This is a genomic window from Thermoanaerobacterium calidifontis, from assembly GCF_055381745.1.
In genome coordinates, this window is record NZ_AP042436.1 from 1,689,130 (window position 1) to 1,701,426 (window position 12,297).

At 34.2% G+C, this 12,297-nt stretch carries 15 protein-coding genes and 1 riboswitch; of the genes, 2 read left to right on the forward strand and 13 right to left on the reverse strand.

The features are described from left to right. Nucleotides 1–16 precede the first annotated feature (16 nt). The 8 genes from ACZ42G_RS08860 to ACZ42G_RS08895 form a co-directional block, all read right to left on the reverse strand. Nucleotides 17–259: an SHOCT domain-containing protein gene (locus ACZ42G_RS08860; RefSeq protein WP_013787905.1), complete on the reverse strand. Its 243-nt coding sequence runs from the start codon at nucleotides 257–259 to the stop codon at nucleotides 17–19. 56 nt (nucleotides 260–315) lie between these two features. After that, the gene (locus tag ACZ42G_RS08865) at nucleotides 316–1,665 is read right to left on the reverse strand and encodes a sensor histidine kinase (protein ID WP_464850123.1); all 1,350 of its coding nucleotides are present in this window, start codon (nucleotides 1,663–1,665) and stop codon (nucleotides 316–318) included. Further along, nucleotides 1,658–2,347 carry a response regulator transcription factor gene (locus ACZ42G_RS08870; RefSeq protein ID WP_464850125.1) on the reverse strand — a complete coding sequence of 230 codons (690 nt, stop codon included), beginning with the start codon at nucleotides 2,345–2,347 and terminating at the stop codon, nucleotides 1,658–1,660. The genes ACZ42G_RS08865 and ACZ42G_RS08870 overlap by 8 nt, the downstream gene beginning before the upstream one ends. Before the next feature lie 103 nt (nucleotides 2,348–2,450). Beyond that, the gene (gene trxA, locus ACZ42G_RS08875; RefSeq protein ID WP_014758506.1) at nucleotides 2,451–2,783 is read right to left on the reverse strand and encodes a thioredoxin; all 333 of its coding nucleotides are present in this window, start codon (nucleotides 2,781–2,783) and stop codon (nucleotides 2,451–2,453) included. Between the two features lie 84 nt (nucleotides 2,784–2,867). Further along, nucleotides 2,868–3,458 carry a peroxiredoxin family protein gene (locus tag ACZ42G_RS08880; protein WP_464850126.1) on the reverse strand — a complete coding sequence of 197 codons (591 nt, stop codon included), beginning with the start codon at nucleotides 3,456–3,458 and terminating at the stop codon, nucleotides 2,868–2,870. A gap of 5 nt (nucleotides 3,459–3,463) precedes the next feature. Further along, complete coding sequence (locus tag ACZ42G_RS08885; protein WP_464850128.1) at nucleotides 3,464–4,126, reverse strand: cytochrome c biogenesis CcdA family protein; 663 nt, start codon at nucleotides 4,124–4,126, stop codon at nucleotides 3,464–3,466. Between the two features lie 90 nt (nucleotides 4,127–4,216). Further along, entirely contained in the window at nucleotides 4,217–4,987 is a 771-nt protein-coding gene (nagB, locus tag ACZ42G_RS08890) for a glucosamine-6-phosphate deaminase (RefSeq protein ID WP_464850129.1), read from the reverse strand. Between the two features lie 18 nt (nucleotides 4,988–5,005). Continuing rightward, complete coding sequence (locus ACZ42G_RS08895; protein WP_464850131.1) at nucleotides 5,006–6,154, reverse strand: ROK family transcriptional regulator; 1,149 nt, start codon at nucleotides 6,152–6,154, stop codon at nucleotides 5,006–5,008. 354 nt (nucleotides 6,155–6,508) lie between these two features. Between ACZ42G_RS08895 and ACZ42G_RS08900 the strand changes: the two genes are divergently transcribed. Together ACZ42G_RS08900 and ACZ42G_RS08905 are read left to right on the forward strand one after the other, a co-directional pair. Further along, nucleotides 6,509–6,841, forward strand: coding sequence for a hypothetical protein (locus ACZ42G_RS08900; protein WP_464850132.1), 333 nt, complete (start codon nucleotides 6,509–6,511; stop codon nucleotides 6,839–6,841). A gap of 225 nt (nucleotides 6,842–7,066) precedes the next feature. Continuing rightward, on the forward strand, nucleotides 7,067–7,630 hold the full coding sequence (locus ACZ42G_RS08905) for a TMEM165/GDT1 family protein (protein WP_014758497.1): 564 nt from the start codon (nucleotides 7,067–7,069) through the stop codon (nucleotides 7,628–7,630). A 64-nt stretch (nucleotides 7,631–7,694) separates the two neighbouring features. On the opposite strand, the gene ACZ42G_RS08910 is transcribed toward ACZ42G_RS08905, so the two are convergent. The 5 genes from ACZ42G_RS08910 to aroA all read right to left on the reverse strand — a co-directional run bounded on the left by ACZ42G_RS08910 (nucleotide 7,695) and on the right by aroA (nucleotide 12,279). Further along, entirely contained in the window at nucleotides 7,695–8,519 is an 825-nt protein-coding gene (locus ACZ42G_RS08910; RefSeq protein ID WP_464850133.1) for a cell wall hydrolase, read from the reverse strand. Beyond that, nucleotides 8,519–8,647, reverse strand: a riboswitch (cyclic di-AMP (ydaO/yuaA leader). It overlaps the preceding gene by 1 nt. 57 nt (nucleotides 8,648–8,704) lie before the next feature. Next, nucleotides 8,705–8,851: a hypothetical protein gene (locus ACZ42G_RS08915; protein WP_014758495.1), complete on the reverse strand. Its 147-nt coding sequence runs from the start codon at nucleotides 8,849–8,851 to the stop codon at nucleotides 8,705–8,707. Nucleotides 8,852–8,942: 91 nt separating this feature from the next. Then, nucleotides 8,943–10,313 carry a sensor histidine kinase gene (locus tag ACZ42G_RS08920; RefSeq protein WP_464850134.1) on the reverse strand — a complete coding sequence of 457 codons (1,371 nt, stop codon included), beginning with the start codon at nucleotides 10,311–10,313 and terminating at the stop codon, nucleotides 8,943–8,945. Beyond that, nucleotides 10,303–10,989 carry a response regulator transcription factor gene (locus ACZ42G_RS08925; RefSeq protein ID WP_464850135.1) on the reverse strand — a complete coding sequence of 229 codons (687 nt, stop codon included), beginning with the start codon at nucleotides 10,987–10,989 and terminating at the stop codon, nucleotides 10,303–10,305. Before ACZ42G_RS08925 ends, ACZ42G_RS08920 begins: the two co-directional genes overlap by 11 nt. Before the next feature lie 18 nt (nucleotides 10,990–11,007). Further along, nucleotides 11,008–12,279, reverse strand: a complete 1,272-nt coding sequence (aroA, locus tag ACZ42G_RS08930) for a 3-phosphoshikimate 1-carboxyvinyltransferase (protein WP_464850137.1) — start codon at nucleotides 12,277–12,279, stop codon at nucleotides 11,008–11,010. Nucleotides 12,280–12,297: the final 18 nt, after the last annotated feature.

Consider the following 12,297-nt stretch of genomic DNA (forward strand, 5'->3'; position numbering starts at 1 on the left):
AGCTCTTTTTTATAAATTATTTTTCTTCTAAGTTTCTTTTGCGCTCTTTATATTCTTCTTCGCTTATCTCTCCTCTTGCATATCTCTCTTTTAAGATTTCAAGCGCATCACTGCCTCTTTGTGAGCCTTTTTTGTTCTGAAACAGTGAAACAATGAAATATATAGCACCAACTACTATTACAACTTGAAGTATCATCCAGATGAGGCCAAAAATTATGCCTCCACCGTAACCCCATCCATTCATTAATCCCCACATCATAATATCATCCTCCTTCAAATCTATTATATGACAAAATTGTGAAGAATTCATGAATTTTAATTAATTATCGGCAATTTCACTGTGAATTTTGTCCCTTCATTTAAAATACTTTCAACATTTATAGTACCATTATGAGCTTTTATTATAGCCTTAGCAATTGATAACCCTAAGCCGCTGCCACCATAATCCCTGCTTCGTGACTTTTCACTCCTGTAAAATCTTTCGTATATAAAAGGCAAATCTTCTTTCGGTATGCCTATGCCGTTGTCAGAAACTGTAATCACTGCAAATTGTCCTTCGTTATACAGTTTTACTTTTATGTTTCCACCTTCACCTGTGTATTTATTAGCATTTACAAGCAGATTAATCAGTACCTCTGATATTCTATCTTTGTCTGCAACCACAAAAATGTCATCTTCAATATTTTTCTCCAAATGCTGATTTTTATTGATAAAAATGCTTTCGTAATTTATCAATAAACTTTTAATCAATTCCGACAAATTGAATCTTGCTTTATTTATCTTTAGATTGTCAATTTCTATTTTATTCAATAATTCAATATCATTTATGAGATTAGACAATCTTACTACTTCTTCATAAAGGCTTACAATCCTTTCTTTAGATGGCTCCCAAACACCGTCAATTATAGCCTCTAAATGACTTTTAAGGGTTGACAAAGGCGTTCTCAATTCATGTGCTATATTTTGCGTCAACTGTGCTCTTAGCATCCCTTGACTTTTTAATGATGCGCCAAGATGATTTATGGCGGCAGTTAATGCAAGCAATTCCTCCTCTTTTGGTATTTCTTCTACTCTGACGTCGTAATCTCCACTTTCTAATTTACTTGCTACTTTTGCTATATTCAAAATAGGCTTTGTAAGATATTTTGCGACATATATGCTTATTATCAGCACCAATGCAATCGTCAATATTGTTATTAATGCGATATATTTATTCACATCGTACAAAAACTTATAATCCAGTTTGCTCATAGGCATAGTGCCGCTATACGTTATATCAACATAGGCAACCTTTTTGCCATCTACAACTATCGGGAGGGTTTGGGTTGACATTTTGCTACTACTTGCCATGCCCATCATTGAAAGCATTGATGGCGTCTTAATGACTATATTGCCTTTCAAATCCCTAACCACAATGTCATACCCACTCATCATTAGAGTATGTGCCATTCTGCTACCTGTCTCATTCCAACTGCCCGTCTCCTTGTACGTTTCAGCGATTGATGAAGCAATGTTGTCAAACTGCACATTTGCTGACTGTTTAATGTAAATTCCAAAATTATTTATTATTAAAATATTTATGGTAATGCTGAATACGACTATCGATAATAAAGCAATAGATATAAACGATACAGCAGTTTTAGTTCTTATATCATTTTTAATCATTTTCTTCACCAAATTTATAACCTGCCCCATACACAGTTTTTATATATGTTGGATTTTTAGGATCATCTTCTATCTTTTGCCTCAAGTTTTTTATATGAGCGTCTATCGTCCTATCGAAACCATCAAAATCGTAGCCAAAAGCCTTTTCAATAAGCTCGCTTCTCGTAAATACCTTGTTGGGATTTTGCGCCATCACAGTCAACAACTTGTACTCATTTGGCGTTAAATTGACAATCCTACCTTTCTTCTTCACCTCGTATGATCTTGTGTCAATTACAAGATCGCCATCATTAAACATGAATATATCATTTAATGGCAGATCATTCTTTGTCCTTCTAAGTATAGCCTTAACTCTCATCGTCAACTCTCGAGGGCTAAATGGCTTCGTTAAGTAATCATCTGCACCAATTGTAAAGCCATATACCTTATCATCTTCACTTACTTTAGCAGTAAGCATTAAAATTGGCACCTTTGATAAAGCTCTTATTTTTCTGCATATTTCTTCGCCGGACATGCCTGGCAGCATTAAATCTAATATGACCAAATCTGGATTTACAGTTTTAAAAGTATTTAAAGCATTGGCACCGTTAGTCTCAGTTAAAACGGTGTACCCTTCCTTTTCAAGATACGCTTTTATAACATCCAAGATTTTCTCTTCATCATCTATTACCAGTATTTTCATCACAAAACACCTCAGATATATTATACATTACAATTGTGAAGAATAAATGAAAAAAGATACCACAATCTAAATTATGGTATCTTTTTATAGATCTTTCACAAACTTATACCTGTGCATCTATATATCTTGCAAGCCTGTATTCTAATTGTTCTTTTGGCATAAATCCGATAACTTTATCAACTAATTGTCCATTTTGAAAAACACCTAATGTCGGAATGCTCATTATCCTATATTGTGATGCAATCAAAGGATTCTCGTCAACATTTAATTTCACAACCTTTATTTTATCAGAATATTCCTCTGCAAATTCTTCCAATACAGGCGACATCATTCTGCAAGGTCCACACCATGCAGCCCAAAAGTCGACCAAAACAGGCTTATCGGAATTATACACCTCAGCATCAAAGTTCATATCTGTTACATTGATAGGTTTCATCCATTATCCCTCCTTATACTATACCCCCGGTATATGGGTTATTGCTAAATTAAATATACCACCTTTTTAACAAATTGTCAATAATTATTGAGATATTGTCTTAAAATACTGATCTACCTCATCGTACGTCATTGCGCCATTGCTTACAGCCCTTATGATGCCATCTTTATCAATAAAAAATGACATCGGTATAAATTGTACCTTGTAATCCATAGCTACTTTTGCATCGCCGTCTAAAAGAACATCAAAGCCATATCCCTTTCCTTCAAGATAATTTTCAACAGTCGATTTATCTTCGCCAATATCTATCGCCAATAGAACAACATCATTTTTGTTATTCTGGTAAAACTTGTTTAATTCAGGCATCTCAATCTTACAATATGGACATGTTGTAGCCCAGAAATTTAATATAACCTTTTTACCTTTTAATTTTGACAGTGTTACTGTTTTTCCATTTACATCTTTTAGCGTAAAATCTGGTGCTAAATCGCCTTTTTCGATGCCTACTTGAGCATTGTTGATGGCATTATCCGCACTTTGATTCTTTGCTTGGCTTGACACTACGTAATTGTTTAAAAAGTAAATTGATATTCCCAAAATCAAGACTAAAACTATTGAAACAGCCAATATCACATTTTTGTTGCTGCTCTTTGACTTCTTCTTATTTGATTTCACTTAAATCACCTCAAAATATTAATGTAGCTTTCAAACCTTATAATAAGATTAAAATACATTAAAACTCCAAAAATTACCAAAAACAAACCGCCAATTTTTTCAATATACGGCATAATAAAATTTATCTTTTTGTAAAATGCTTTAAATTTATCAATTAGTATTGCAGCAACTATAAAAGGAATACCAATCCCTAACGAGTAAGCAAACAGCAGAAAAATTCCTATTGATACAGTGTTTTGTTCACCTGCATATAAAAGGATAGTCGCAAGTATAGGACCAACGCATGGTGTCCATCCAGAAGCAAAAGCTATGCCAAAAATGAAACTGCTAATATACCCCTCCTTTTTGCTGGAAATATTAAATTTTACTTCCCTACTCAGAAAAGCCGGCTTTATGATACCCATCATATAAAGTCCAAATAATAATATTATTATGCCACTGGCTTTTCTAAATAGAACTTTGTATGAAACAAAAAATTTTCCCAATTGACTGGCTGTAGCTCCCATGAGAACAAAAACGATGCTAAAGCCTAACACAAATAAAAATAAATTGAAAAAATTTTTCTTCTTGCCGCCGAAAATATACGTCACATAAACTGGTATTAGCGGTAAAATGCATGGTGAAAAAAATGAAACAATCCCACCTAAAAACGCTGCAAATAAAGACACTTAAATCCCCCTTACCCCCTATAGAGGGGTTGTTTAACTTAATTATACTACATCGAATTTTTAAAAACAAATAAAGCTATAAACGATTGTTTATAGCTTTGAAATGATATCGACATTCTCTCTTGCTTTTTCTAAATCTACTAAAGATGCAGCATCGCTGTCTATTACAACTGTAACATCAGGATGTAACGATAAAACAGTTGATGGGACATCTGTTGTAAGATAGCCATTTAAAGTTTCTTTTATAGCCTTTGCTTTGTTTTTACCAGATGCCAGAAGTAAAATTTTCTTCGATTTCATTATGGTGCCAAGCCCCATCGTGACTGCCTTTCTCGGAACATCGTCAATGCTTTTAAAAAACCTCTTATTTGCATTTATAGTTTCTTCTGCCAGATCTACTATGTGCGTCTTTGTATTTATATAGTCATCAGGCTCATTAAAACCAATATGACCATTTACACCTAAACCCAACAATTGAAGATCAATTTCTCCAAACTTTTCTATCGCTTCATCGTACAACCTACAATCTCTATCAAAATCATCCGAAACGCCATTTGGAATATGAATGTTTTCCTTTTTTATATTAATGTGGTTGAATAAATTTTCATACATAAAGTAGTGATAACTTTGAGGATGGTCATCAGGCAATCCTACATATTCATCAAGGTTAAATGTTATGACATAAGAAAAATCAATTTCTCCATTCTTGTACATATTAATTAGCTCTTTATAAGTTCCAAGCGGTGTAGAACCTGTGGCAAGACCTAATACAGAATTCGCTTTTCTGTTTACCTGTTCTTTTATGATTTCCGCTGCAGCTCTGCTCATTTCATCATAATCATTTGTTATTATTAATCTCACAATAATCATCCTTTCATTTTATATTAATATTAAGTAATTTGTCTTTAGAAGGACATCTGCAGATGCTCCTATAGCAGCAGCATCTTCGTTTAACTTTGTATATATGATTTTTGCATCAAATGGAACCATTTTCTCAACAAGCTTTTTTATACTATCTACTATATCGATGCCTAAGTTTATCACATCGCCTGCTATTACTATTAGCTCCGGATTTAATATGCTAATAATGTTGGCAAAACCCATGCTTAAATTTTCTATAAATTCTTCAAAAGCTTTGATGCAAATTTCATCTTTTGTCAAATATCCATTAACAAAATCTTCTATCGTATCAAATTTTCCATTCGACATATTCTTTAATGTGGAGACAAGACCTAAAAGCGATGCTTTGCTTTCAAAGTACCCGTAATCTTCATAGAAATACTTTTTGCCTAAAACATCTCTGCCTATAGCCATGTAGCCAACTTCCCCTGCTGAATATTTGTGTCCCCTTACTAATTTGCCGTTAATGTATATTCCAGAACCAATGCCATTTCCTATCGTCACGAGCACAAAATTGTTGACATCTTTGCATGAACCAATCCATCTTTCACCCAATGCTGCGTAATTAACGCTGTTGTCTATAAATATGTCATAGTCAAACGTTTCTTTCAACTTAGAAAGAAGGTTAAAGTCAACCCATGAAAGCCCCGGTGCGTACACTGTTCCTTTTTCTATATTTGTTATACCAGGAGCTCCAACTCCTATTCCTGCAATATCATCTTGATATTCTAATAATTCCTTAATGATTTTGACTGTGTTTAGGAAAGCTTTTTCTTTTATTCCTGTAGGTCTTTTTATCTTTTTTATTATTTTTCCTTCCAAATTTGTAAGCACTCCAATTGTATTCGTCGATTCTATATCGATGCCTATTGAAAATTTCGCATTCGGGTTAAATGTAAGCTCAATAGGTTTTCTGCCTGCAGACGCGGTATTTCCAAATCCCTCCTCACTTACAAGTCCTTCCTTTATCAATTCATCTACTATTCCAGATACAGTAGATTTGCTCATATTAAGGATTTTTGAGATTTTCACGCGAGAGATTGGCTGCATTTTTTTAATGACATCCAAAACATTTGCCGTGTTTATATTTTTGATAAGATAATTGGTGCCCTTTCGATACTGCGTCAATCTATCACCTCCCAAATTAGTTCTTAGTCCGAACTAAATATCTTTAAAAAATTAGTTCGAGCTTCGAACTTTTACCTAATAATATTATACCATCAATAATGTGCTTTTGTAAATAATTTTTACATACGATTTAGGAGGAATTTCTAAATTTTTGTAGAATATATGTTTTATAATTATGCAAGCTAAAAGACAAAAGAGGTAAATATGGCTATGAATAAAAAAGGAGAGTTTTTGAAGACACCTCATTGTAGACTACAAGAATAAAATCCATTGGTCCCCCGGCTTCATATTGAATTAATAATTTAAAGTTGTATAATAATTCTAAAGTTAGAATGTTTCAATGAGGTGTTATTTATGAAAGACAATGAGCCGAATAAAAAAAATGAATTTGAGAATGAATTAGATGATTTGAAAGAATGGGAGGAAAACCAGTACAACCCTGGCTATTATATTGGAACAGGACGGATTCCTGAACCCATAAAAGGAGTTGGCAAATATCCTTTTATACAAATAATTATTGGCTTGATAGTACTGATTCCCATGATAATCGCCGTAATCGATGAAACAGATGTGCTAAATGTAATAGCATTTATAATACCAGCTATAATTGGTATTTCCCTCATTTACGGAGGCATAATAAAATTAATAAACAAGAAAAAAATTAGAAAAGGAAACAAATTGCATTGACATAATTTTTTGACTTATTATATAATGAAGTAGATGTCTTCTAAAAATATTATATAATCTATCTATGTAAAGGGGAGTAGTTCACATATATGAATATGTGGCAAAGTCAACATGCTGGTTTTAACCTGGCTTTGCCTTAAAGAATGAGACCTTTACGTAATATGTTCACATATTATGTAATAGGTTTTATTTTTTTGGCATACTAATTACAAGGAGGCAGATTTGATGAATGCTTTAATATCGTCTTTTATTCTCGTTTTTGCATCTGAAATGGGCGACAAGTCACAGTTTATGGCTATGGCATTTGCCACATTTATAAAAGCCAGAACTGTTTTAATAAGCATATTAGTGGCTGCCCTTTTAAATATGGGTATTGCGGTTTTGTTCGGCTCATTTATTACAGAGTACATACCGATAAAATACGTGAAGCTGTTGGCTGCCATATCTTTTTTAATTTTTGGGTTGATAACATTAAAAAATGGTCATGAAGGGCATGAAAAAATCAGAAAATCCAAATACGGTCCAGTTTTCACCATAATAAGTACATATTTTATTTCAGAATTTGGAGATAAGACGCAGCTTTCGACATTAGCACTTACTGCCACATACAAAAATCCTGTATTTGTTTTATTAGGCGCTACTGCTGGAATTTTCATAGCCGATGTCATTGGAATCGTATTGGGAGTTTATTTAGGCAAGAAATTGCCAACAAAGCTTTTGCACTACATATCAGCGTTCATTTTTATAATATTTGGTTTTATCACTTTGTACGAAGCAAAAACTCTATAGAAAGCAAAATGGATACCTTTCGGTATCCATTTTGCTCCTCTTAGCCTCTCATTAGCAATCATTTTTATCTTGCATAAGAAAATACCATATTGCCTACTTTTAATGCAACCGGCAATGACCAAAGCCACTGATTGGTATTGCTGTTGTCAAAGTAATAAAGTGCGCCGTTTGTAGGATCTACACCATTTAAGGCATCTCTCGCAGCACTTATTGAGTCTGGCGTGGCAGGTACATTTATCCAGCCGTTTTCAACAGGCGTAAATTGATAGTAACCATTGCTATCGACTTGATATATTACGCCTTGTATTGTGTTAGGAAATATACCGCTTTTTACCCTATTTACTATCACGGCACCAACAGCAACTTTAGCCTGATATGGTTCACCACCAGCTTCCGCATTTATAAGCCTTGATAGAAGATCCAAATCGGCATTTGTGTATGAAATAACACCTCTTTGGACTGAACCTCTGTTTGCAGTTACATCGCTTCTTATACTTGAAGAAGTTGATGGTGTACCAGACGTAGACGTTGGTATGACAAAAACTTGCCCCGGATAAATCATATCACCTGTTAAACCATTTACATTTTTTAAAGCATCTACAGTAGTACCATATTTTGTGGCAATTAAGTATAAACTATCGCCTTTTTGGACTGTATATGTGTTGTCACTGCCAGGTACAACCAATACCTGTCCGGGATATATTACTGTATCACTGAGATTGTTAAGCTTCATTATTTGATTGTATGTTGTACCATAATTTAAGCCTATCTTGTATAGGCTATCACCAGGTTTTACAGTATACGTTGCCGCAAATGCCGTCTGAGAAAATAAAAGAGCCGCTGCCAATGATGCAATGAGAGGCTTTACCTTAATACATTTTTTTAACATAAAAATCCCCCTTTTGCCTCCGAGGTTAGTTGACGGGTTCGGGCAAAGGGCCGCCCTACCACCTAAGTGGATTCACCCCAAAGAAAAATCCCCCGTACCCCTTTTCGGGGATTCGGCATATTTTACTTTAATTATAAGGGGAATGCTTGTATATGTCCATATTAAACTGATGGGAATATAGGTAATTAGTGGCATTCACTGTAACCGCAAAATGGGCAGTAAATACATCCGCTTTCAGGAACTAACTGTGCACCACAATCAGGGCATGTATATTCTTTAGAAGAACTTTTTACCTCCATCTGCTGATTTTTCGTCGCTTCTTTTTGTAACATTTTATACCCTCCAATATATAGTGATTTTATAAATATATTATACCATATATTGTGGAGTATGTCACTAAAAATAAAATAACAATCCCATCCGTCAAACTTTTGGGATCGTTATTTTAAATTCAGATCCTTCATTTAATTTGCTTCTTACTTCAATACTTCCACCATGCAGCTCAACAATAAGCTTTGCAATAGACAGTCCTAAACCCATTCCACCAGTTTCTTTGCTCCTTGCTTTGTCAACCCTATAAAATCTGTCAAATATATAAGGAATCTCTTCTTCAGGTATTCCGATTCCGTCGTCTTTAATTATTACGGCTACATTTTTATCTACTTCTTCTGCAAAAATTTTTATATTGCCGTCAATATCTGTGTATTTTAATGCATTATCAAGAATTATTCTTAGAAGCTCCTTTATAAGGTTCCTATCTGCATTCATTTCCAAAGTTTTATCACAAAAAATCTCAATGTTCTTTTCATTAAAAATCACTTTAGCATTCCTGACTATTTCTGCAATCAATTCATAAACGTTAAATAATTTCTTGTTTACATTAAGCGTCTTGTTATCTCCTCTTGCCAGCATTAAAAGCCTTTCAATCAATATCTCCATTTCTTGCTCTTCTTTTTTTAAAGCACCTATAGACTCTTCCAGTACATCTTTGTTATCCTTCCCCCACCTGTCTATAAGCTCTATATATCCTTTCAAGACAGATAAAGGTGTCCTAAGCTCATGAGACACATTTGATATAAATGCATTCTGCCTTTTAAAATAGTCTTCCAGCCTGTCCAGCATGTCATTAAATGTAGCAGCAAGCTTAGACAGTTCATCATTATTTCCATTAACGCTCAATCTTTTATTTAATTTCTTCTCGTCGATTGCATGAACTTCTCTCACCATATAATCAACAGGTCTTAATGCTCTACCTGTTATAAAATACCCTGCAAAAAAAGACACCAATACTCCAATGACATCAGAAACAGCCATCATCACAAACAAAAGCTTTAAAAAGAAATACTGATTTTTTAAATCCTCATAAACCTGAATGTAAAAGCCCTTATTCCCATAAATGTACTCTCTGTTTATGTATGCTATATGCGTCTCATCTTTTTCTATTTTTGTAGGTGTATTTATATTTTTATCGTAGGATATATCAATCAAATGTGGTGAAGACACGTACACAATTTTCCCCTGCAAATCCACAATCTTTAAATACATATTTTCACCTATCAACGATCCGAAAAGCAAATCTTTGTCTACACTTGTAATTATTCCATCAACCTCTTTCAGCTTTTCGACTATGACATCTGATTGATTTTGTATATCGTCAAATGCTTGATATACAAGGTAATATTTGAGGCCGTACAACACAGACGCATTAAGCACTATTAAAATAAATGAAAATATGATAGCATAAAGCAATGCAATTCTCAACTTTATTGATAATTTAAAGCCTTTAATCTTCATCTTTTTCTTTCCTTAAAGAGTATCCTACACCTCTTATCGTCTGTATCAACTTATTATTAAACGGTTCATCAATTTTACTCCTCAAATATCTTATGTACACATCAACTATGTTTGTCTCACCAATATAATTGTAGCCCCATACATTCTCCAATATATTTTCTCTTGTAAGCACTATTTCAGAGTTTATAATCAAATATTTCAAAAGCTCAAACTCTTTTTTCGTCAACTCTACCTTTATTCCATCTCTTTTTACTTCGTATGTAGACAGGTCCATTGTTATGCCATCATATGCCAATTTATTAGCATTTGACTTTGCATTTTTTCTAAGGGCATTTCTTATTCTCGCCATAAGCTCTTCAATCGAAAACGGCTTCGTAAGATAATCATCAGCGCCTATATCAAGCCCTAATACCTTGTCTTTTACCTCATCTTTTGCGCTTAAAATTATTACAGGTGTTGATGATTTTTTTCTCAGTTCTCTCAAGACTGAAAAACCATCCAAACCTGGAAGCATCAAATCTAAGATTATCAAATCGTAATCTCCATCTAAAGCCTTTCTTAAACCACTATTGCCGCTATATTCTAATGTCACACTATAACCTTCATGTTCAAGCTCTATCTGTAAAAATCTCGCAATTCTTTTCTCATCTTCAATTATGAGTATGCTTTCTTCCATTAAAATCACCAATTTTTATTATAGCACATTAAGTACGCTATAAAAATCAGGAAATGAAATATTCACACATTCAGCATTTTTTATCTTTGTACTTCCATCAGCTTTTAGGGCAGCTATGCTTAATGACATGGCAACTCTATGATCGTTGTAGCTGTCAACCGTAGCACCAAACAGCTTTTCTTTCCCACCAATTACCATACCATCGCTTGTAGCTTCTATGTCAGCACCCATTTTTCTCAATTGGCTTACCATGGTGTCTATGCGATTGCTTTCTTTTACTTTTAGTTCTTCAGCATCTTTTATAACTGTAGTACCATCAGCGTAAGCTGCCGCTACCGCAATAACCGGTATCTCATCGATCAACCTCGGTATAATCTCACCACCAATCTCAATTCCCTTTAGATGTGAAGATTTTACTACTATGTCCGCTACAGGCTCATTGTTTACGACTTTCGCATCTATTATTTCAATATTGCCACCCATTTTATTCAACACATCTATTATTCCTGTTCGCGTGTTGTTTATATTTACATTTTTTATCAACACTTCTGAATTAGGTAATATGCTGGCTGCTACCATAAAATAAGCAGCAGAAGATATGTCACCAGGAACCAAGATTTCGCACCCATGCAGTTTTTCCACAGGACGGCATATCACCTTATTGTCATAAGATTCAAAATTTCCGCCAAAGTAATTAAGCATAAGCTCGCTGTGGTTTCTGGACAAATACGGTTCCTCGATTATCGTAACGTCCTGTGCATACAAACTTGCCAGCATTATGCAAGATTTTACTTGAGCACTGGCAACTTCTGTTTTGTAGCTAATTCCATTAAGTGTACTACCTTTTATGGTAAGAGGAGCATAGTTGTCATAAGCCGCTGTTATTTCCGCCCCCATCATTGATAATGGCTTTATTATCCGCTTCATAGGCCTTTTTCTTAAAGACTCATCACCAGTTATAGTAGATGTAAAATTCTGACCGGCTAAAATGCCTGATAAAAGGCGCATCGTTGTACCAGAATTTCCAGCATCTAAAATATCAAGGCTTTCATTCAGATACATGCCTTTTCCTCTAACATATACATCATCTTTATCTATTTTTATGTCTACACCTAACTTTCTCATGCAATTTATCGTCGAAAAGCAATCTTCACTCTTTAAGAAACCTTTCACAACAGTATCGCCAGTGGCAATAGAGCCAAACATTATGGCTCTATGGGATATGGATTTATCTCCAGGAACATTCACTACACCTTTTAGATGGCTTTTTTTAGAAATTTCTACATCCATAAAAACATTCATTCCTTT